The sequence below is a fragment of the Allorhodopirellula heiligendammensis genome (assembly GCF_007860105.1).
Lineage (GTDB): Bacteria > Planctomycetota > Planctomycetia > Pirellulales > Pirellulaceae > Rhodopirellula > Rhodopirellula heiligendammensis.
Window position 1 is genome coordinate 2,036,621 of sequence record NZ_SJPU01000001.1, and the last position, 22,286, is coordinate 2,058,906.

Annotated in this window: 16 protein-coding genes; 9 read left to right on the forward strand and 7 right to left on the reverse strand. The window is 53.9% G+C overall.

Features of this window, described 5'->3' with window-relative positions:
* Window positions 1-367: 367 nt before the first annotated feature.
* Entirely contained in the window at window positions 368-931 is a 564-nt protein-coding gene (locus Poly21_RS07730; RefSeq protein WP_146406284.1) for a peroxiredoxin, read from the reverse strand.
* A 267-nt stretch (window positions 932-1,198) separates the two neighbouring features.
* Window positions 1,199-3,412, reverse strand: coding sequence for a sigma 54-interacting transcriptional regulator (locus Poly21_RS07735; protein ID WP_302118040.1), 2,214 nt, complete (start codon window positions 3,410-3,412; stop codon window positions 1,199-1,201).
* Window positions 3,413-3,860: 448 nt separating this feature from the next.
* Between Poly21_RS07735 and Poly21_RS07740 the strand changes: the two genes are divergently transcribed.
* The 5 genes from Poly21_RS07740 to Poly21_RS07760 all read left to right on the forward strand — a co-directional run bounded on the left by Poly21_RS07740 (window position 3,861) and on the right by Poly21_RS07760 (window position 9,114).
* On the forward strand, window positions 3,861-4,151 hold the full coding sequence (locus Poly21_RS07740) for a 4Fe-4S dicluster domain-containing protein (RefSeq protein WP_146406285.1): 291 nt from the start codon (window positions 3,861-3,863) through the stop codon (window positions 4,149-4,151).
* A 112-nt stretch (window positions 4,152-4,263) separates the two neighbouring features.
* Entirely contained in the window at window positions 4,264-5,709 is a 1,446-nt protein-coding gene (gene sufB, locus Poly21_RS07745) for a Fe-S cluster assembly protein SufB (protein ID WP_146406286.1), read from the forward strand.
* A gap of 131 nt (window positions 5,710-5,840) precedes the next feature.
* Window positions 5,841-6,605, forward strand: coding sequence for a Fe-S cluster assembly ATPase SufC (gene sufC, locus Poly21_RS07750; RefSeq protein WP_146406287.1), 765 nt, complete (start codon window positions 5,841-5,843; stop codon window positions 6,603-6,605).
* Window positions 6,606-6,851: 246 nt separating this feature from the next.
* The gene (gene sufD / locus Poly21_RS07755) at window positions 6,852-8,174 is read left to right on the forward strand and encodes a Fe-S cluster assembly protein SufD (RefSeq protein WP_146406288.1); all 1,323 of its coding nucleotides are present in this window, start codon (window positions 6,852-6,854) and stop codon (window positions 8,172-8,174) included.
* A 310-nt stretch (window positions 8,175-8,484) separates the two neighbouring features.
* Window positions 8,485-9,114, forward strand: coding sequence for a 3-keto-disaccharide hydrolase (locus Poly21_RS07760; protein ID WP_146406289.1), 630 nt, complete (start codon window positions 8,485-8,487; stop codon window positions 9,112-9,114).
* 61 nt (window positions 9,115-9,175) lie between these two features.
* Here Poly21_RS07760 and Poly21_RS07765 read toward each other — a convergent pair whose 3' ends face one another.
* Entirely contained in the window at window positions 9,176-9,652 is a 477-nt protein-coding gene (locus Poly21_RS07765) for a hypothetical protein (protein ID WP_302118043.1), read from the reverse strand.
* A 648-nt stretch (window positions 9,653-10,300) separates the two neighbouring features.
* Window positions 10,301-10,867 carry a hypothetical protein gene (locus Poly21_RS07770; RefSeq protein ID WP_146406291.1) on the reverse strand — a complete coding sequence of 189 codons (567 nt, stop codon included), beginning with the start codon at window positions 10,865-10,867 and terminating at the stop codon, window positions 10,301-10,303.
* A gap of 1,377 nt (window positions 10,868-12,244) precedes the next feature.
* Here Poly21_RS07770 and Poly21_RS07775 point away from each other — a divergent pair.
* The 4 genes from Poly21_RS07775 (at window position 12,245) to Poly21_RS07790 (ending at window position 17,405) form a co-directional block, all read left to right on the forward strand.
* Window positions 12,245-12,832: a dockerin type I domain-containing protein gene (locus Poly21_RS07775; protein ID WP_146406292.1), complete on the forward strand. Its 588-nt coding sequence runs from the start codon at window positions 12,245-12,247 to the stop codon at window positions 12,830-12,832.
* A gap of 17 nt (window positions 12,833-12,849) precedes the next feature.
* Window positions 12,850-13,581, forward strand: a complete 732-nt coding sequence (locus tag Poly21_RS07780; protein WP_146406293.1) for a hypothetical protein — start codon at window positions 12,850-12,852, stop codon at window positions 13,579-13,581.
* Window positions 13,582-13,640: 59 nt separating this feature from the next.
* The gene (locus tag Poly21_RS07785) at window positions 13,641-15,458 is read left to right on the forward strand and encodes a dockerin type I domain-containing protein (RefSeq protein ID WP_146406294.1); all 1,818 of its coding nucleotides are present in this window, start codon (window positions 13,641-13,643) and stop codon (window positions 15,456-15,458) included.
* A 1,059-nt stretch (window positions 15,459-16,517) separates the two neighbouring features.
* Window positions 16,518-17,405 carry a hypothetical protein gene (locus Poly21_RS07790; RefSeq protein ID WP_302118045.1) on the forward strand — a complete coding sequence of 296 codons (888 nt, stop codon included), beginning with the start codon at window positions 16,518-16,520 and terminating at the stop codon, window positions 17,403-17,405.
* A gap of 102 nt (window positions 17,406-17,507) precedes the next feature.
* On the opposite strand, the gene Poly21_RS07795 is transcribed toward Poly21_RS07790, so the two are convergent.
* The 3 genes from Poly21_RS07795 to Poly21_RS07805 are packed head-to-tail and all read right to left on the reverse strand — an operon-like array spanning window position 17,508 to window position 22,050.
* Window positions 17,508-19,082, reverse strand: a complete 1,575-nt coding sequence (locus Poly21_RS07795; RefSeq protein WP_146406296.1) for a hypothetical protein — start codon at window positions 19,080-19,082, stop codon at window positions 17,508-17,510.
* The gene (locus Poly21_RS07800) at window positions 19,079-21,379 is read right to left on the reverse strand and encodes a protein kinase domain-containing protein (protein WP_146406297.1); all 2,301 of its coding nucleotides are present in this window, start codon (window positions 21,377-21,379) and stop codon (window positions 19,079-19,081) included. Before Poly21_RS07800 ends, Poly21_RS07795 begins: the two co-directional genes overlap by 4 nt.
* Window positions 21,376-22,050, reverse strand: coding sequence for a sigma-70 family RNA polymerase sigma factor (locus tag Poly21_RS07805; protein ID WP_146406298.1), 675 nt, complete (start codon window positions 22,048-22,050; stop codon window positions 21,376-21,378). Before Poly21_RS07805 ends, Poly21_RS07800 begins: the two co-directional genes overlap by 4 nt.
* Window positions 22,051-22,286: the final 236 nt, after the last annotated feature.

A 22,286-nucleotide genomic window follows, 5' to 3' on the forward strand; every position in this document is an offset into this window, starting at 1 on the left:
CATTTTTTGATATGAGCCTCCAGCTCCTCTTAGTGCGCAGCGCGATACTCGCATCCGCGTTGAAGTAAGACCTGTGCCCGTCACGCTTGAGATTCACCGGCGCGATGAGGGCCGTCGAAGAGGTCGCAGCGACGCCGCGACTCGGACCGGGGCGACGCGTCGAGCAGTGGGACGATCTACCGCAGGTAATCGGAGAAATTGGAGTAGGTGACCGTCCCGGTAGGCAAGAAAAAGAGAACTCAAGCGGCGAAAGAAAAACGACAAGCTGCTGACGCCCCCCGCAAACCGAACCGAAACCGTTGCGCCGCAGCAGCTTCGGCTTACGCCCGTGCCATTTTCCCCCGCCCGCTTCCGTCGGATGATCCGTTTATTTCAGCGTTTGGATCACTTTCTCGACGGTCGCAGGATCTTGCTGGGCCTTGACGGCGGAATCCTTATGCACAATCTTTCCATCCCGATCGATTACGAATGTCCATCGCTTGGCGGTTGCGGTTCGCAACAGCGACGTTTGCTCCCCATCGATCTGTTTGACCACCGTCTTGTCGCCCAACGTCACAGGCACCCCAAATTTCTTGGCGACTTCCCCATCGTTGTCAGCCAACAAGGTGAAGTTTAATTCGTGAGCTTTCTTGAAGATCCGGTGGTTCTCCGCCGAGTCGCCGCTGACTCCCACGACTTCCACACCCGCCTCGGTAAAGTCCTCCATCTTGTCGCGATATCCACAGGCCTGTGCCGTGCAGCCACCGGTCATGTCTGCGGGATAGAAGTACAGGACAATGACCTTCTTGCCGATGTGTTCGGATGATTTCCAAACTTCGCCGGTGTCATCCTTAGCTTCAATACTGGGGGCTTTCTCACCGACGTCTACAGCGAACGCGGAAACCGAAACGAGAGCCAGGACTGCAAAAGTGAGGAAACGGTGGAATCGCATGAGATATCTGTTATTCAATTGAAGGGAACAATTCAAGCGTCCGGAAAAGATGTCCGGGGCCTGGAGATGTCATTGGCTGGCTTCTTGTGACCGTGAGGTCGTATCGTGAATTCTAAGGCATCCATGGTCTCACGCCCATAGCGACATCCTGCTACCGATTCGCAGCTCAAGGTAGCCACTTGCTGAGAGAATCCGATCGTCAACAAATGCTTCTCCAATACAATCGACATGCCGAGCGAAAGGCGACCATACACATGTCCTTGAAACTTACTCATGCTGCCGTGTGGTCTTGATACGCTGTTTCCTCATTTTGCCATACAACGTCGTCGGTTTGAGCCCCAGTGTTTCGGCGGCCCCGCCAGGACCGTAGATTTTCCCATCGCAGCGCTGAAGTGCATCCAGAATCGCACGGCGTTCGATTTCCGCCAGCGTCGGCTGGACAGCGGAGGTCGCTTCCAGAGCCCGCTCCTGCGTGCTGCTGGGCAACGATCCGTCACCCGACAACCATGACGACTCGATCGACAGCGTGTCACCGCGACTGATGATCATCGAGCGTTCGATAATGTTCTCAAACTCACGAACGTTCCCCGGCCAATCGTACTGCATCAGAATCTCCATCGTACGGCGATCAACCCGCGTGATCGGCTTGTTCATCCGATTGGAAAATCGTGCAATGAAATGATTCAGTAGTGCGGGGATGTCTTCGCGGCGCTGACGCAGCGGAGGCACAAGGATGGGAAACACATTGAGCCGATAGTAGAGATCGTCTCGGAATTCACCTGCCTCCGCCGCGGCCTTGAGATCACGGTTGCTCGCCGCGATCACGCGTGTGTCGATCTCGATCGGTTCGCTTCCCCCAACCCGTTCGATCTCGCGTTCCTGCAACACCCGCAGCAACATCACCTGCGTCTCGGCAGGGACTTCCGAAATCTCATCCAGAAAGATGCTGCCGTGATGCGACAACTCAAAACGACCGCGCCGACGCTCGGTCGCACCCGTAAACGCTCCGGACTCGTGACCGAACAACTCACTCGCGATCAAACCAGGCGCCAACGACGCGCAGTTGACCTTCACCAACAAATTCTTGCTGCGGGAACTGCTCTCATGAATCGCCCTTGCGATCAGTTCTTTACCGGTACCGGTCTCGCCGAGGATCAACACCGTCGAGTCGGTTAAGGCAACCTGTTCGACCGCAACGCGAACCTGCCGCATCGCCGGCGAGTCGCCAATGATATTGCCAAAGTCATGGTCCGTCCGAATTTCATCTCGAAGATAGACGTTCTGTTGCTCGAGTTCTCGCTTGAGCCGTTCGATCTCGCTGTAGGCTGACGCATTGTCAAGCGCGATCGAAAGCTGACTGCAAATTTCTCGCAGCAACTCGAGGTCCCAGTGATCCGGTTGTTGTTCGCGGCGCGAGACTATCCCCAACACTCCGACGCTCAGATCACGTGAGAGTAAAGGTAGATAAACTTTCGATCCATAACCCGTCTCAAATAACCGTTGATCTTCGGGAAACGAATGATCTTGCCGCAGCGAACGAACCACCTGTGGCACGCGGTGCTGCATCACCCAGTCAAATGCCGACCCTGGCAGTGCTTGTGTCGGAACATCCGGCCAGTACTCGCGATCGCCTGTAAACTCCACGGCGAACCCATGCCTTGTGGGTGACTTCGACGATGTCAACAACAAACTGACGCGGTCGCACTCCAGTTGCTTGTGGATCTGAACGGCGGCGTGATGAAACACCTCGCGAATGTCGAGACTGGAGTTGACCACCCGGCCCATTTCGACGAGCAATCGATATCGGCTTTCGGAGCGACGGAGCTGTTGGGTCTGCTTGTCGACTTCACACTTCAGCGTGTCGAGAAAGTCATCCTTGGCTGAGTTTGCCAACGCCAACTCTTGATTGCTTTGCCTCAATTGTCCAATCAATCGTGTCTTCTCAACTCCGATGGCAATCGGGCTTGCTAAGCGAGCCAGCAACTCAGCGTGGCCCGCCGTGTAGGTATCCGGCTCACGCGAGGAAAAGAAGATCACACCGATGGGTTTTCCGTCTGCAAGCAACGGGAGCGTCAAACTCGACCGCATGCCCTCACGAACGATCAGTGCCGTCGAACTCGACGTGGGCTTGCGGCGTGAGTACTCCGCAAGATCAGCAATGATCCTTGGTTGACCTGTCTCGAGCAGTGGGGCCAGGGTTGAGCCTTGGACTCGCGAAGCGTACCCCGTTTTCAGATTGACTTCGCCGTCAGACCGACAGGCAACCAACCGGAGCACGTGAGCAGGCTCTTCCAGCAATGCCACTGCGATGCGGTTGTAAGGCACGACACCCGACAGCTGGTCAAACACCGATGCCAGTAACTCGTCGAGACCATGGCCCATGTTCAGCTGGCGAAGCATCCGCTCGACCAGCCGCTCGTAGGCGGGAGCGTGGAAGTCGGGAGGAAGGGACGCAGCCGATGGAAGGGGCGAGGCAGGCACAGGGATCGTCCTCGAAGCGACTTACTGATGACAGAACATGGTTAAATATGATCGAGTAACCATATTTCGTCAACTGCGTTTGCGTTGCGAGTTTCACCCCAGCCAACACACTGCCGTTGTGGCGGTGGATCGCGGTCAAAGTCCTGATTCGCGATAAGCGGTTGTAAAATCCAAAGCCATTCGAATCGTTGCTCACGGCCGCATCGGAGGCAGTTACGGCTCATGAAAACGACCAAATATGGTCACACGTCCTCGGTCGAGTGAGACTCCTTAGATTCCCTAATGTGTTGACATCAAACGGGTTACGGCTGACCAGTGGTTTTACTCCGTGAAACTGGCGCAAGATGTGCACCCAAACAATTCCCGTCACGACAGGACGCACCATCCCGTCCATCAACGCAGCTTAGAACCCTTGCACCCTCTATTCTTTTTAGAACCCTCTCACTCCATGACCCACGTCGTTGCCGAGCCGTGTTACGAATGCAAGCACACGGATTGCGTTGTGGTTTGTCCGGTCGAATGTTTCCATGAGGGCCCGAAGATGCTCTACATCCATCCCGAGCAATGCATCGATTGCGAAGCATGTGTGCCGGAGTGCCCTGAGGAAGCGATCTTTCATGAGGATCACTTGCCTGCAGATTGGGTTCCGTTTCGTGACCTAAATGCCACGATGGCTCGGCAAACTCCGCCCCTGGCGGGCACAACTGACCGCACACCTCACGGTGGTGGTTCACCATAACCGCCCCGCGGGCTAGGCTACGCGTCGGCTCGAACTTTTTCATTATCTATTCTGATAGCCCCCACTCGCCCTGCTCTGAATCGACATCCAAGGCCACCCCGGAGAAACAATCATGTCAACTGAAAACGCGATGCTGGAAGAGTACGCACAACGCGAATACGAGCACGGTTTCGTCACCGACATTGAGGCCGACGCGATTCCGGCTGGTCTCAGTGAAGATGTCGTGCGACTGATCTCGCAGAAGAAGAACGAACCCGAGTGGTTGCTCGATTGGCGACTCAAGGCGTATCGGCATTGGCTGACCCTGGAAGAGCCGACCTGGCACAATGTGCACTATCCCAAAATCGACTATCAAGCGTCGGTGTACTACTCGGCGCCGAAAAAGAAGCCGCAGCTGAGCAGCCTTGACGAGGTTGATCCGGTGCTATTGGAAACCTACGAAAAACTTGGCATCCCGCTCGAAGAGCAAAAAGTGCTCGCCAACGTGGCCGTTGACGCAGTGTTCGACAGTGTTTCGATCGTGACCACGTTTCGCGAAACGCTTGAGAAACACGGAGTCATTTTCTGCCCGTTTTCTGAGGCGGTCCATAGTCACCCCGAGTTGATTAAAAAGTATCTTGGCTCGGTAGTGCCTCACTCGGACAACTTCTTTGCTTCGTTGAACTCAGCCGTGTTTAGCGACGGCTCCTTCTGCTACATCCCTAAGGGTGTCCGCTGCCCGATGGAACTGTCGACGTACTTCCGGATCAACGCCCAAAACACTGGGCAATTCGAGCGGACGTTGATCATCGCCGAAGAGGGCAGTTACGTTAGCTATCTCGAAGGCTGCACCGCACCCAAGCGAGATGAGAATCAATTGCACGCCGCTGTCGTGGAATTGGTCGCCATGGACGATGCTCAGATCAAATACTCGACGGTGCAAAACTGGTATCCCGGCGATAGCGAAGGCAAAGGCGGGATCTATAACTTCGTAACCAAGCGAGGTGCTTGTCGCGGCACGAATTCGAAAATTTCCTGGACACAGGTCGAAACCGGCTCAGCGATCACATGGAAATACCCCAGCGTGATCTTGCAAGGCGATAACTCGGTCGGGGAATTCTACAGCGTTGCGGTCACCGCCAATCATCAGCAAGCCGACACGGGCACAAAGATGATTCATATTGGCAAAAACACTAAGAGCACGATTATCTCGAAAGGTATCTCGGCAGGCGTTGGTCAGAACAGCTACCGCGGCGAAGTCAAGATCCTCAAAGGGGCGACCAATGCCCGCAATTTCTCGCAGTGTGATTCGATGTTGATCGGTGATCGCTGTGGTGCCCACACGTTCCCCTACATCGAGGTGCGGAACACGACCGGCAAGGTCGAGCACGAAGCGTCGACATCCAAAGTGGGTGAAGATCAGATCTATTATCTGCGTCAACGTGGCCTGTCCACCGAAGACGCGGTCAACATGATCGTCAACGGATTCTGCAAGGAAGTCTACGACGTCCTGCCCATGGAATTCGCCGTCGAAGCACGCAAGCTCCTCAACGTCAGCCTCGAAGGCAGTGTCGGCTAAGGAACTCGTTTGCTCACTGGGTCAATTCGCGTCCGCTTCCGGGCATCACGCGACGCTCGGTGCCTGATGGCACACGGTTCACAACTGCAAAACACGAAACAATACTCCTCCATCGAACCTTTTTTCAAACCATGTTAGAAATCAAAAACCTACACGCTCGCAGTGAAGACACGGAGATTTTGCGAGGCATCAATCTTACCGTGGCTGCCGGCGAAGTCCATGCAATCATGGGCCCGAACGGCTCGGGCAAGAGTACCTTGGCACACGTTCTCGCCGGGCGTGAGGACTATGAAATCACCGAGGGCGAAGTGCTCTACAACGGCAAGGATCTGCTTGACATGGAGATTGAAGAGCGGGCCGCCGAAGGCGTCTTCCTCGCCTATCAGTATCCTGTCGAAATCTCCGGTGTCAGCAACAAGTACTTCCTGAAGGCAGCGATTAACTCGATCCACAAGTATCGCGAAGAGCCAATTATTAGCCGCAAGGATTTTGTGGCCATGCTCAAGGAAAAACTCGAGCTGCTCGGCATGGATAAATCGATGATGGACCGCAGTGTTAACGAGGGTTTCTCTGGTGGCGAAAAGAAGCGCAACGAGATTCTACAGATGGCGATGCTGCAGCCCAAGCTTGCTATCCTCGATGAAACGGATTCGGGACTGGACATCGACGCACTGAAAATTGTCTCCGAAGGCGTCAATGCACTCCGAGGCCCGGAGCGTGCGATTGTCGTGGTGACTCACTATCAGCGCCTGCTCGATTACATCGTGCCTGACAAAGTCCACGTACTGGCCGGCGGTAAGATCGTCCGCAGTGGCGATAAGTCGCTCGCGCTCGAACTCGAAGACAAAGGCTACAGTTTCCTGCAATCGGGTGCTGAGCCAGTCGCGGCTAGCTAATCCGCAATGGGAGGGGCAATGCCGTGTCATCGGGCAATTGCTGTCGGTAGATTGTGCAGCCGCCAGCCGAATGCTGGCGCCCACGCTTGGCCGAACGCGATGGAATCCCTCGATGATTTTGCAATCGCGGCGCCGACCGCCTACGGCGTTTTCCATGCGAGTTTGTGAACCCCGCCCTCCGCTGCCTACCATGTTCCAGCGGGCAATACGAAACACCCAACTACCCAACCACTCTCAACGTTCATCATGATTGCTACTCAATCCGACGCCTTTCAAGAATCCTTTGCGGCGTTCCTGTCCGATCAATCTGCGACTTCACCGACGTGGTTGAACAAAGTTCGCGAAGCCGCCTGGGATCGGTTTCTCTCCGAGGGTATTCCGACGCGACGTGACGAGGATTGGCGTTTCACACCTGTCGCATCTCTAGCCGGACGGCCCTACCGCAACGTGCAGTCTCTGTCATTAGCCTCCGAAGCAGTTGACGGGTTGCTCGGTCAAGCAAAGCTCGATGATGATTTTTATCGGCTGGTATTCGTCAACGGCCATTACATCGAGCGTGGCTCTTCCCCTCATGGCCTGCCCGCTGGCGTGATCGTCGAGAATTTGGCCAGCTCGATTCGGGAAGGTCGTGAACACGTTCAGCAGTTCCTAACCGAGCCTGTCGGCAAGGAGCAGTCGGCGTTCACTGATCTGAACACCGCCTTCGCCAGTGACGGAGCCGTGATCGACATCGCAGCTGCAGTGACGTTGGATCGGCCGATCCACCTCGTCTTTCTATCGGTCGAAGACGGTGCTACTGCCTGTCATCCGCGCAATCTGATCCGGCTCGGAAAGGGTAGCAGTGCGACTGTGATTGAGAGCTATGTCGGTCGCGATGGTGATGGCTACTTCACCAATGCGGTGACCCAAGTGGCGCTGGCCGAAGACGCTAGCTTAGACCATCACAAGTTGCAACACGAACAGCGAGACTCGTTGCACATCGCCAGCACTCACATTGATCAAAAAGATCGCAGTGATTTTCGTTCGCACTATTTCTCCTTTGGCGCGGCCTTGGCACGCAACGAACTAAACTGCATGCTCGACGGCGAAAATATCGTCTCGACGCTGAACGGCCTATACATGCCAACCGGCGAGCAGTTGATGGATTGCCGCACGCGAATTGATCATGCCAAGCCCAACTGCAACACCTACGAATTGTACAAAGGCATTCTGGACGACCGCGCCCGAGGTGTTTTCAATGGCAAAATCTTTGTGCACCAGGATGCTCAGAAGACAGATGCCAAGCAGAGTAACCAAGCACTGCTGCTGTCCGATGATGCGATTGTCAATACGAAGCCGCAGCTGGAGATCTATGCCGACGACGTCAAGTGCACGCACGGCGCGACCATTGGTGAATTGGATGAACAGGCGCTCTACTACCTGCGATCCCGCGGCATCCCCGCCGGACTTGCCCGGAAGATGTTGATCTTCGCATTCGCAAATGACGTGGTGCTAGGCGTGCAAGTGCCAGCGGTGGTCCAGCATCTCGAAGCCATCTTGCTATCGAGCCATGGGCTGCCAGACGTCTAGCACCTCGAGCGAGGCAGTTTGTTGTTTGTCGCGGTGAGGTGGCCCCTGAGTATGGCCCCCCAAGCATGGCAATCGAGTCAATGTGGGTGGTGGCATCTGAACGCAGTTGGGAGACAGGCAGTTTCTTCCGGTGGAAATGTTCAGGGGTGAATCGCGCGGGCAGCACGTCGCCTTGGCACGCTGCTATAATGTGGGCCTCTTCACAGGACCAATGTCGTGGTTGCTCGGTCTCAGCCGATCATCCGGGCGGGCTGGCAACGCCCAGTCCTGTGAACTTAAACTCCCCTCCCACACGTCCCACCAATTTATCATGAAGCGACTTTTCGTCACCCTGAGCATTTGCCTGTTTGCAATCACCATGAGGGCCCAAGCCGAGGATGCTACCTCGTCGGCGCCCACGGCAGCTTCGCCTGTCTTGTTCAACGGCGAGACCCTAGCGGGTTGGCATGTCTCGCCCGAAAAACTCTCTGGCCAATGGACCGTCGTCAATGGCATGATTGTCGGTGACAACTCTGACAAGAAGGGCTCGATCTTGTGGACGGACGCCGACTACGGCGATTTTGAATTGACGCTTGAGTACCGAACCGATTCACCTGACTACGATTCAGGCGTGTTCTTGCATGGTGAATCTCACCAAGTGCAAATTGGTATTTCACGATCCTTGAAGGTCGACTTGACCGCGTGCATTTACGCACCGGTTGACAAACAGGGTTCCTACCCTGCGAAATCGGACAAAGTCAAAACGGTTCATAAACTCGGCGAGTGGAATGAACTGCGAATGATCGTGACCGGTAAACGCATCCAAACATTTCTAAACGATGAGCCATTCGTGGATTACACCGCGATTAAGTTCCCTGCCGAAGGTAAGATCGGGCTGCAATTGCACCAGGGTGTCCATCAAAAGATGTTGTTCCGAAACATAGAGCTGACCGCCAAGTAGTCAGCCAGCACGGACGAGATCGATTGAACTGTCCAAGGGGCGAACTTGGTCTAGATGCTTCTCAGACCGCCTTGGGCGATTGAAAAATTCTCGAATCAGGATAGAAATTGTTTCTGTCCTGGTGAAGGGGCCTGCGGGCGGTGGTGGTGCTGGCATCGCGTATTTCGCGAGTTGGCACGGCAGCTAACAGCTCTAGAAGGTCGGCACGAGTCATACTTTCGCCGGAATCGTCCAGCGTCCCTCCAGCGATGATGTCCAAAGTATGGGCAAGTGGCTCTGCAACCTCATCAATAAGTGCACGATTGGATCTAGCAAACTCGAAGGATGTAGCAACCATTTCGTCGGGAGCCGCTTCTGCCGATTTATAGCCTAGCCAATTCGTATAGATAACCTCAACGGTCTCGCAGAATTCGAGAAGTCGCTCTTTCGCCACGGGCTGACGTTGCTGGACGATCGAAAGAAATCTGAATTTATCGTCTTCTGGACTGCCGCGTTGCGGTTCCTTCGGTCTTGGCGGATTATCGTAACCGGGAGGCATGATTGGGCACTCCCGCTCGATTAATCGGTGCAACCAGATTCTAAATCTTCTAATCATTAATTCAAGGAAGTACATTAAGAAGGGAAATGCGAAATGGTACCCCAGCTCGCAACTCATGCTCACATGCAGAGGAGTCTTCGCTGTTGTGGGGTGGCATGAATTTGACCTCGCGTGATGAAATTGAGAGGTCTCAATACGGCAGTTTTGCTTCGTTGGTATTATCGTCTTATGGGACTGCCGCTAATCACACTTCAAACGCGTAGCGGAGTATTGCGACTTATCTACTGCTAAAGCATTTTGTGTTCCAATCGGTCCATGTGCTGTCGAGGCGAAATGATTCAATCTATCAGTGCGACGTTGTTGATAACCATGAAGATGCTGCTACTATCGGTCGTTGCGGGATGCAACGCGAAACAATTCTTCGGCGGATTCACGGACGATATTCCGCAGCCCGGTAGGATCTTGCACATGTTGCTTCTGCAAGACGGTGAATCAAATTGCAGAAGCGACTCGGCATATTAATTGTGTGCAGCAAACCTCAGCATCATGAGCACCGTCCGGCACATTGCTCAATCCTTCTGATGCAAGCTGATGCAGAGTATCTCAAGGATAGCTTGCCAATCGGTGTCCGGCATCAACAGTACGTTCTCAGGTGGAACGTTTGGGCGTGAAGTCGAGATTCATAATGGCTCTCGTCGGCTTCCGAGGCTTCGTTGACGCTTGAGGACGCCGCCCTGGTCGTTGTCGCCCGCTATCTGATTGACGTTCGAGTTTACCTGGCATGCGACCGTCCACCTCGTATCGCCGAGGATCGTCAAAATCCATCACGGGCGCGCGAGATAACAAGAAAATTGCTACGATCGTCGTCGACGTAAAGAATAACGCAACGATCAGTACGGCCATCCATCCGCTGCTCGCCTCGGCGCCCTGAGTTGTCAACAAGGTGGATTCAACACCATTTGAGGCATCATCCGAGCCGACCGCCACGCCGACAGAACCTTCCGCCGGAGCATTCGTCTCCGTCGCCTCTCGCGTCGCGCTCGCGACAAACGTGGAAGCCATCAGCTCTGATCTCACGGGATTTCCCACGTCCGCTGGCGCCAACATGTGTTTACTTGGCGTTTCAGCCAGCCCCTCGCCAATGACATTCCCGTTGGCGACTGCCCCTGAGAGCGCCAGCGCCATGAGAGTGCAGCAGACCCAGTGGTTTAACATGATTGTCTCGAAAATTGATAATGGTAAGTACTGAGGGCTGGGCGTGGCCAACGATTTTGTCACTGCTGCTTTCAATGGATGCAAAATCATTTTGACGACGATATCGAGTCGAGTTGAAGCGCGCGATAGCCGAGCTTGATGTGCTCGTGCTCGAACGCGTCACTCGGCTGACATCGCTGTATCTTGGCCGTGTTTGTGCCCTCTTATCGGATTAAATGGTGTTTACTGGAGGTGGCAAGAGACGGCGCCATCTTGAAACGACGACCGTGTCCTGATTGCTTCCGTCATCGGCTTGACGTTTCATGTTGGCGACCCTTCGCATCAAACCCCAAGGGGGCTGCTGGCTGAAACACCCAAACAATCGCACGTCCAAGCCTTTCTGTGAATACAAGCTTAGCTCACCAGACACGATTTCAACTTGGCACAGCTGCCCGTGCACTTCTCCGTATTTGACGATTCCACTTGTATTCCACGTGTTTTTAAAACGTGCTTCGAGATTGACTCTCTCCTATTGAAAGACAGGCTTGCCATGGAGCTGTCACTCAGAAACAAGACGGTATTGCCTGAAAAGACCGACGTGCAAACGTAGCTGTGCTCGATTACCGTGTGCTAAGCCGACCCGCCCTGCGTCATCTCGAAGGCGTGCATCGCGATTGACTCGAGTACACAGGGGAATTTGCTGTGCAGTACCAAGGGCAGCCTCCGATCGCCAGGCAAGCGACCAGTTCGGTAGAGGGGGCGTACCAAGCAGTGCTGGGGCTGGGTGAGAGTGGTGAGGCGGATGTTACGAAGCGCTGAATAAAGCATCGAGGGGTGTGTGTAGGGGGGCGATTGTGACCACGCTGCATTTTGCAGCCAGTTGGTGAGCTCATTGCGGGCGATTCACACCGCAGGGCGGGTCCATGACCTCCAGTCATTGTGCTTGAAAGCGAAATTTGCATATTCCGCGTGACAGGCTGAGCTTGGTCCAGTCTATAAGACTAAGCCGAGCCGTTGTGGTTTCTCGCGACTCAAAACTCATGAAACGAATTGTTGTAGTGCCGCGAAAATCGCCCGCAACCAATCGCGGACGTTAACTCTGAGATTCGCAAGCACTAGAAACAAGCTCTCCATCGCGTCTTTGATCGATCGGCTGCGCACTAGATCGCTGCCTGTCGCGGCACGGCATCCCAAAAGTTACCCCACTTGAAGAGCTGTTAGGTGCTTTAGGAATCTCCGTAACCGGGTTTGCTTCCATGGAGGCGTTAGAGGCGACGCCACGTGGGCTGGGATTGAAACCTTCGGCAAACAAAATTGTTGGCTGATTAACACGCCTGCACTCATCCATTACATTCACAGTCAGTGCGCTGACGAAACCAAAGCATTAGAAAGAATAAAATGAAACTTCAAGCCGTTCTGACGTTCGCTCTCTTGGTCGCGATGGGCGGCCAAGGTTGGTCGCAGACAATTCTGCCTCTCGGTGCGTATGATACCAACCAAGATGGTAGTATCGGTGATTCCGACGCGATGGCGATCATTGATTACTTGGGCCAAGGCGGCACCTCGCCAGTGCATCCTGGCTCGACCCGCAAAACGTACAACGTGACCGGAACGTTGGCTGATTACTACGGAACGAAGACTGACTCGTACATCACTGCGCTCGATGCGATTCAGGTGATCAACTTCATAAATGGAACGAAGATTCATCGAAACCCCGTCCTGGCGCAGGATGTGAACAATAACGGCTACGCCTCCTCTTTAGATGCATTGCTGATCATCAACTACTTGAATCGCAACGACCCCCTTGAGCCGCGGGTGAGTAACGTTGCATACCAAGTTGCTGTCCCAATATTCTTTTCGTACCCCCTGACGTTGGGTTACCTTGTTGGTCGATCCGGTGCGGTGTACTACGACGTGAACGGCGATTATCAGGTAACATCCAGCGATGCACTGGCTGTAGTTGATTGGATCAATGCTCATCCTTAGTCGTGGGCGAATTCAAGATGAACGATCAACGCAGTTTCCGAGTTCGGCTAGTCGCCGGTGCTATGTTCCTTCTGTTGTCTGTCAGTGCTTTGGCGTCGAGGACGTGCGGGGAAGATACATTCGATGTTGCTTTCAAACAGATCGATGAGGATCCCCGGCCAGGCCCTTTGTACCGAGTCAAGCTGGCGCTTTCGCCCAAGTTCATCAGCATGTTTGGAGACGCGCAAGACCAATCCAAGGTCTTGCGATTTGTTCGCACGCGACTGAGTCTGAGAAACCCTGAGGTCGCCCAGCTTGCGAGCCAGGCGACTCCGTTTACATCAGAAGACGAAGCGAAGGTGATTTTAGCGAAGATCACTGCTAAGTATGGGAAGATTGCAGAGGATACGGAACTTGAGTTGCAGGTGGCTACTTCTGCTCAACAATGGGATTCACTGAAGCGAGCTCAAGTCGGATTGCTGGGACCACTATTTGTTTCGGACAAGCAGTTGGTTGAGTTCTTCGAGCTTACCGAGGATCAGGAAAAGTCATTGCGTGAGATCGCATCCGAGCTTAACGCGGTACAGCAGGGAGTCGAGAGTGCCGATGCTGCACGATCGCGACAGGAAATCGAGTCGCTCGAGCGAATGAAGGCGATTTTCGACGACAAGCAGAACGCTCTGTTGCAACGCTGCTTGGTCGAGTCGCGAGAGTTGGCCGAGTACGAAGAACAGCGGATGAGTGCACCGGATTGGCTGTCAGGACGCTGAACCAAGGGCGATGCTGTGGAGTTTAATTTATATGTCAGTACTTGAATTGGGGTGCAGGGTTGAATAAGCGTTTCTTGCAATGCGAACAGCTTGAGGATCGGAAGTTGCTTGCAGGCGACATCACTTTGCCCCTAGGTCGTGCCGCCATGATTGGGGATAGCGGCCAGTATCAGACTGCATACGATCAGATGCAGATCCAAGTTGAGTTGGCGTCAGCGTTCGCGTGGCGCGATAATGCATCGATTGCGATCTCGGATCGAATTGTTGTTGTTGACCAATCGAGTCTGTACGTAATTGATCCTACGCATGACGTCAGCGATGTCGCTGCAACACTAACGTTCGACAGACCAATCTCTCACGTACTCAAGGTCGGCGAAGACCGGTTCATGGTTGCGACGACATCGGTGCCAGATAATTTGCCTCTGCGCGTCGGCACCAGCCTGTTTCTGCTGTCGATTTCCGGCGACGGAAAGATCGAGATTATTGATGAGATGGAGTCGGTAGCGTCGCTGACCAGTTTGCGGACGGTGGAACGAGGATTGGTACTGGCAAATTGGTCGCTTGCGGATCAATTTGCAGGCGCACGTGAAGAATTTGCTGACGCGGACATCAAGCTCACGGGCAGCGAGCAGCTTTGGCAAAAGGGCGGACTTGAGTTCTTGGATCTTTCAACGGATCGGCTCGATACCGAACTACGAATAGAGACGATGGGTTTTGTGTCTGCCCAGTACGCGGGAAACGGTTTGGTTATTGCTAACTCCGAGAGTGGATTGGAGATTTTCGACGTCGCTCGCGGTGTGAGAGAACAGATTCATTGGACGGAAGGCGATCGAGTGCTATCGATCGTCTCGGCCGACTCTTTGGACTCAGACGAATTGTCAGCCGTGATTAAAACGGAGACGCGAAATGTCTTGGTTCAGATCAGCCGTGATGGCCTGTTACTCGGATCGGAGCCGATTTTGGACAACGATTCTGGAGTGCCGATCGTCGCGGGCGTCCCGCTCACGCATCAGCATCGGCTACTGAAATCACTTTATGGAAATGGTGTTACATCCGCCGTCACGGCGTATCCCATCGACAATAGCGATGACCTAGCAATTGTGACGGAGCAGGCGGATGGGCTGCAAATACAAAGGATGCTGCTGCCGTTTGAACGGACAGGCTTCCGCCCGGCGTTCGCGGTTGATGATGACAGCATCATTGTCGTCCGAGCTGACATAAGCACACTTGAAGAGTCGAGCTTTACAGCCCCCAGCGATACCATTAAGTACCGTGCCTTTCTTTTGCAGCGGCAAAGCAATGGGCAGTTCGCTGTCACGGATCAATTAACGCTGGATGCGATTGACTTTGACGCATCCGCTGTCGTATCGCCTGGGGTGGTTACGTTTCGGTCGATGAACGAAGGTGTGCCTGGTGAGCAAGCGCTCGTAGTTCGAGTCGACGGCGATCACTTACTCTCGAACACCCTCATGAACGGCGACACGGAAATCACTGGGTTTTCAAGTGGTGTGGTTAACGCTAGTCGCGATTCCGTCTCTTATCATCAATGGGCGACACCCCAGGTAACGGACTCCGTTTTGGCTAGCAATGATTTGCGGTTTGATGTCAGTGGTGACGGGGAGGTGTCTGCACTGGATGCTTTGATCGTTCTTAACCAGTTGAATCGCTCGAACTCAGACATGCTCTTAGCAAGTGGTGAGGATTTGTCTGAGCTCTTTGATGTTAATGGGGATGGGCACGTTTCCGCATTAGATGCGTTAGTGATCATCAACCGGCTGAATCAGAGCAATGGGATTGCGAGCCAACGAGATCATCAAGACGAAGATGAGGCAGAAGACAAGTCGCTGATGGAGTCCGCTCCGATACTGCTCTTCTAGGCGTTAGTGGCAACTGATATTCGAGACGCCGGTGGCAGACGATGGAATTTGCATTTGGTGGCTATATCACTATGGCAACTCAATATACTGGCTTCGGTACATACGCTCCCCCCCACGTTAAATCTGCTCGTGTTGGGGCATAGCATCTTGAAGGACGCTTATAAGAATTGGGGAACGTGGTTTCCATCCCGCTCAGGTGTTGCCGCCTGAAGCCAATCATTCCTCAGAACGTGACTTCCAGCAGTGCCTGTTTGACGATTCTCGTAGCACGCTGACGATAATGGTCGGCCTAGCTGCGTGTTGATTGACGAACCGGGCACGCCAGCGAGGCAGTCCAGCTTGCTCCACCCATGCGCCGCTCGCTAGTGCTTTTGATTTCGTACAGCGAAGGCACCTATCTCAACTGGCTGCCATACGTGAGTAGGCTGTCGAACGCATCCAGGTGGCGCAAAGATGCTTCTGCTCGGAATAGCACTGCGTCATTCGAACTGACGCCGCGCGAACAATAATTGTCCGTCAGTGATGGATTTTCCGTCGCCCCTGCGTCTTTGATGACCGTGCATTGCATGATCGCGATGGTGGAAGAGGCTACGCGCCATAAGGCATGTGTTTTACATAGACTCTACTTGCGAACGTCAATCGTTCTCCTTCCAACCAGTCTCGCTAATCGTGCAGAATCTACCGTAGGCACGATGCGAGCGGTCCGCACATGAGTGAGTCAACAAAAAGACACTATGAGATGTTGGGTATCATTTCTATGTGTCAGTCTTCAGCGTTTATGCTTCACAATATAGTCGCCTAAAGATTGATGTTTCACATGGTTGATAATCAATCACTCTGCTAGTAAATCCACCACTTGCGGCCCGCTGTTTTTGCTCCAAGCGGCGTGTGATTCTTCGGGGCATAGTGCTGTTGCATCTAAGAATATGACAATGGGTCTAATTCCACTTTTCCATCTCAATTCGTCTTCCAATGATGCGCAGAGGTCGATAGAAGCTAACGTGATATACCTATTCGTCTCTAGTAGAACATAGTTACATGCTCAAGAACGGAAGCCCCGTGTTTATAAGGACCTGGACATACAGTACATTCGTTGCTCTTGCCTTTGCGGGGCCGGCGTCGGGCGAGATTGTCGAAGGCAGCAGTTCGACCAGACTGCTTGGAGGAATCGCGACTACGGTGACGGGCGAAAGTAGCTTTGTTCACTCACGCCGAAACGACCTTAAGACCGCTGCCGGTGCTGCTCAGGTGCACGACGATGATGCGGATTTGATGATAGCCGACGACGCTAGTTTTGTTTCAAAGACGGAAGTCCATGCAACAGGTAATGAGCGTCGGCCTGCAACCGCTTTCAATGCAGAACCACCGACGCTGCCTATGAATCGATTCGCGGGTGAACCGTTTCCTCAGGACGTAGCTGAAGGCGTAGAGAATGCATTTGACCGCAACGTCTGGAAGCTGAATGCAGCGCTGGATCCCGAACAGATTTCAATTACGGCAGATGCGTTCAATGGAAATGCAAATAGCTCAGTTACCGATGTCTGGCCGAATCTGCTTGAGCCTCGTGGATTTTCGAACCCTAAGTTTTCGTTTTCTGCGTCTGAATTGTTGCCGCCGAGCAGTGAGATAGTAGTGACTCCCGCGACCGTCAGTGAGGGATACCCTGGTGCGCTGAGACGGCCCCGTGTGACCGACTATCGTGTCGATGAATTGGCATTGGCGCCTGAGATAACTCGCTTTGACTTATCTGGTGCGAGGGGCCCGGAATCTCCATCGAAGGACCACACTAACTCAAACCCCGTGGCTGACGTAATCGTCAGCAATGAGCCTATCCCCGAACCATCGTCATTGTTGTTTTTGAGTGTGGTTTCTGCCAGCGTCACCTTTGTGTTGCATCGCTCACGTCGTAAGTCTGCATCGACTCGGTTAGCCGATGGCGTAAGGTGAATGGCGGGCGACAAGCAGAGGGACTGTGTCGTCCACGGCAGCTGTCTCTGTGTTGACTCACTGCCGCTTCAGCGTCGGAGCACGAAGGCTTTCACCGCCTTGCTATTGAACGGTTGGTGTGGGGCCCGTTTCAGGCGTGCTGGTGACCGGTTGATTCATCGCGAGAGGGATACGCTGATCTGGGAGCTTTTGTTTAGCGTCGGCTTGCTTGTTCCGTTGAGGAGCATTTCTATCTTCGAAAGCGGGTTCGATTGATCCCCACACCGTGGTAGGTCCACGGTGTGCCTGTGACGGATAGTGGTGATTGCCAGCAATCGCTTCGTCAACATTATCTTGCCATGGATTGGGATCCTGATGTGGCGTTAATATATCGGCGATGTCGACAAAACGGCCTGGCTGAGGTTTGGCGTCGTTATTGCTAAATGATTCATCGACGTGCTCATGTGATTGTCGCTGCGGGGAGAAGATCTGAAGGTGCAGGCGAAACTTGGATTGGAATGTCTGAACAAGTGCGCCCTCCAAAAACAGCGCTTCATCATAGAACAATCCTGTGTGGTTAGACTGTCGCGTGACTAGATCGCCCTCTTCCTCCTCATCATCAGGATTCATATTGCCGGTGGATTGTAATTCGCTTCGACTCAGTGATCTGGCGTCCAGCGATAAGTCTGCCTCGTCTGGCCATTCGAGTTCCTTCCACTCATTAGCATGGTTCTTCCCGTCGTCGCGCCGATCTGATCGCCACCGGTCGTCCTTGTCTCGCCGTCGTGATGGTGCATCAAAGTCGCTATCTCGAAAGAACGGAATGTAGGAGACCAACGCAATGGAATCGACTTCCGGCCCAGCTTCTGGGGAATGGTCTTCAGAGTTCGGCAACACAACTACGGGAGGCGTCGGTAGCGGAAATTTCGTTGTTGAATCGTCCAACGGATCAATCAGCGGAGCGCGTGAGCTACCAGTCGAATCGATATTCGTCTCACGCTGCAGCTCCAATGCTGGCGACGCGATGTTCGGAGCTGGTACCGCACTGGCAAAGCCAAATAGCAAGACCGGGTCGAGTTGTGACGTGGAAGGCACGACCTGAATACGATTTGGTGTGTCCGTGCTATCCACCACGAATCGAGTTTCCAGCAGGAATTGTTCGGCATCTCCGAACGGAGTGAATTCGCGTTTGACGCCACCCAGGTTACGAAGGAACGATCCGTCCGTTTCTGGGTCGAGCTTTGGACTTGAGAAAGCCTCATTCACTCGAACGCTCCCCGTCGGATGAAGGTTGGGGCTGAATTCCAAGTCCACCCACGCCTGAAAAACTCCGCCGTTTCCATGCTCGTCGGGATTGGTCGAGGTTAAATCACGCATATCCTGTACAAACACTTTGGCGAGATACTCACCTCCTGCGTGCACCGTCGTGACGGGGCGGTCCTGCAAGTCGCAGATATCTATGCGAAACTGAACGATGGGCTTGTCGCCCCATTCACCCAACGAGGGCGGCGTGGTGCGAATTGTCGGCGAATCCTCATTTGATTGGACGAGCTGCGCCAACATCTCTTGAGCCGTTTGCGGATCAAGGCCTTTTGCCGTGATGTTAGCCTGCAGATCTGCAAACATCTCGGATGCGTTGGCTGACAAGGCAATTCGAGGCTCCATGACCTCAAAACGCAGGAGACGAGTTGAATTCATGGTACGAACCTTTCTAGGTTAGTCTGTATGCCAGCCAATGCCTCACGATACCGAGATTCACCGGGACGACGCTGAACCAGCGATTGCATTAAATTGCGGGCTTGGATCATCGCGTGACGAGCTTCGTCGTCGCGCGCCTCCTGCTGCAGCAAGCGGCCAAAGTTATTGTAAATGACAGCAAGCTCTTCGGCGTAGCGAACGGTCATTGGCATGTGTTCAATGAGGTTTCGATAGAGTTCGATTGATTCCTCGTAAGCGGCAATCGCTTTGTCTCGGCGATCCAATCGTGTCAGTAGCGAAGCCTGGTTGCGGAGACTCGTTGCCAAGGCACGATCGATTTCGTGGAGTATCGTGCCAGCTTGCTCGCTGGCGAACCGGACATTCACGCCACGGAGGACATCAATTGCATTCTGATTCAAAACAAGTGACTGTTCAAGATCATCATCTTGTACCAGATGGCTCAGGTTATTCCAGATCATTGCAAAGGTCATCGCCGCAATGGGGGTGGTGTCATCGCCATGAGGGAGGTCCTCGATCGCCGTATAAAACTCCCTTTTTGCGTCCTCATCACGATCCATTGATGAGAGCAGCAAACCGAAGTTGCCACGTACGGTCGCCAGTGTTACCGGATGGTCCAGGCTAGTGAGACGCCCAATGGCCTCCAGATAGATCGACTCAGCCTGATCTATTTCGCCATGTTCAGCGTGCAATATCGCAATATTATTCTGGCAGAAGGCGATTTCGTGTTCATTCAATGGTGACGAAGGTAAATCAAGCAAGATGGCCAAAGCTCGCTGGTAGGCCTTCAATGCTCGGCTGATAGCACCAACCTCCTCGGTAATCTTAGCGGCACGGAGATGCGTTTGAGCTAGCTCGTATTGAAGTTCGTCAGCGGATTCGATCTCGTCGGCAAATCTCTCGTAATACTTCAGTAGGTCTGCGACAAGCTCTTCACGCAGTGTTTCCGCACCGGCGACGCCTCGCAGCCGCTCCGCTGCCATCAAACCAAAGTGATCGAGCACTTCGCGCGTTTGCTGAAAATTGGTTTTGGCTTGCTGAAGATTTCGATCAGCGGCGATCAGATTCTGATCAGACTGCATCAAAGCAGATTGTAAAGCGGCTTTTTGCTGCGCGAACTTTGTCATCGCCAACAGTGACATCATCAGAGCGAACAGCACCATAATCGCGGACACTGCGGCACTGCGACGATGCCGCAGTGTCCATTTCGTCACGCGATCGGCCAACGACGGTCGTCGTGCGAGGATAGGGAGCCCCGCCAGCACGCGGCGCAGGTCTTCGGCAAAGGCGCTCGCGGTGAGGTAGCGCTCGCCCGGTTCCGCTGCCAAAGATTTAAATAGCACGGTCTCCAAGTCCCGCGAAACAAGCGGATTCGCACGCCGCACTTGAATGTGATCGCCATCGCTGAAGCGGTCGCCCACTAACATCTCGCAGAACGTTATTCCGAGGGAATAGATGTCGCTGCGATGGTCGACGAGCGCAGGATTGCCTAACGTTTGCTCTGGGCTCATGTAGCGAAGTGTGCCGACGATCGCGCCACTTCCCGTAATTCCATCCTGATCAACTCCGTTAGTCTGACGGCAACGCGCTAATCCGAAGTCGGTAACCCAGAGCTTGCTATCTTGGTCAACGATTAAATTCGACGGCTTGATGTCTCGGTGAATTACCCCATACCGGTGTGCATGCTCGAGCGCTTCGGCCGCTTGCAGGGTCCACCGGATTGCCCGTGGAACCTCGGGCGGCTCATCGTAAATGAACTCATCGAGCGAGCGCCCGTGAATCAACGGCATGCTGTAGCAATGGACGCCTTCCTCCACACCGGCCCCGTAGATCGGCACGATGTTTGGGTGGTGCAGTCCACCGGCGGCTTGGGCCTCGATCATGAACCGGGCAATCTGTTGCTGATCCAGCGTCACCGAGGTCGGCAGGATTTTTAAGGCGACAATTCGATCGAGCGAAATCTGGTGTGCTTCGTAGACGATTCCCATCCCGCCACGACCAATTTCTCGCCGGATCTCGAAGTCACCTATTTTACGCGCGACCAGACTTTCCCAGTTCGTCTGGGCGGGAGGACGTTCACTTTCAGGTGCAAATCCATGGAGCGCGTCTAGGCTGGCGAGCAATCCCGGTAATCGCTCCCCTACCGACTTGTCTGCAAAACGAAATTGGCAATCAGCCAAAAATTCGCTCTTTGAAGTCGAACCAGCCGAACGAAGCTCGAGATACTCGTCGAGAATGGCTAGCAGTTGTTCGTCCGTCGCGGCGTCTTCCAGAATCATCGTTCGTTCCTCACTTCGAGCTTGTCTCGCAGTGCTTCGACGGCCCGTAGCCACAGCATCCGGGCCGCTCCATGAGATCGCTCCATCCGCTCGGCGACGTCTGGGAAATCCAACCCTTCTATGCTCCGCAACATCAATACCTCGCGATGGTCTGCATTCAATAGTGCCAACGCATTCGCGACTCGAACACTGCGCTCGTGGTTGACCAGTTGCGTACCAGCCGAAGGGTCATTTGCCATGAGTACATTTTCGAGCCGGACGGAGGACTGATCCATCCATTTGCCTATAGCCTCAAGCGAGACCTCCCTCCGAACATCACGAACCTGCGCCTCAACATGCGTCTGGATGAGCGTCTGAATTCTCCGTGTCAAGATCGCCCTCAGCCAGGTTACGAACTCACCCCCCGTCGTGCCGCGAAATTCAGAAAAACCGCGAGCCGCGTTCAGCATGGTTTCCTGGACGATATCGGACTCGCTCGCCCGCACCCGTAGCCGGGCACGAATCTGCGACGCCGCCAACAATCTCATGTAATTTTGATAGAGGCCAAACAGCGTACTCAGTGCCGTGGTATCGCCTGATTGGGCGGCCTTAAGCAAGCTGTCGACTTTGGTGTAATCCGAATTGCTAGGCGCGGTGTCCAGATATGATTCTTGGTGAAGTTGATTTGACATTGAAAGCTGTTCCTTGTCAGCGTAAAAGCCACTTGCTTAACGCGGTCAAGTATCGCGAGACGTCTCACGACGCTTAAAGTTCCAGAAGGCCACTACTGCAGTGTCAGTTGAGGGGCTTAGTAGTCAGTGGAAATATCGCCAGGATCGGTCGCGAAGGTGATTGCGGTATCCTTTCAAGATACACTGTCGCGACACAGGTTTGGGATGCCAAAACTGTAGAAGCGCAATAAATTCCG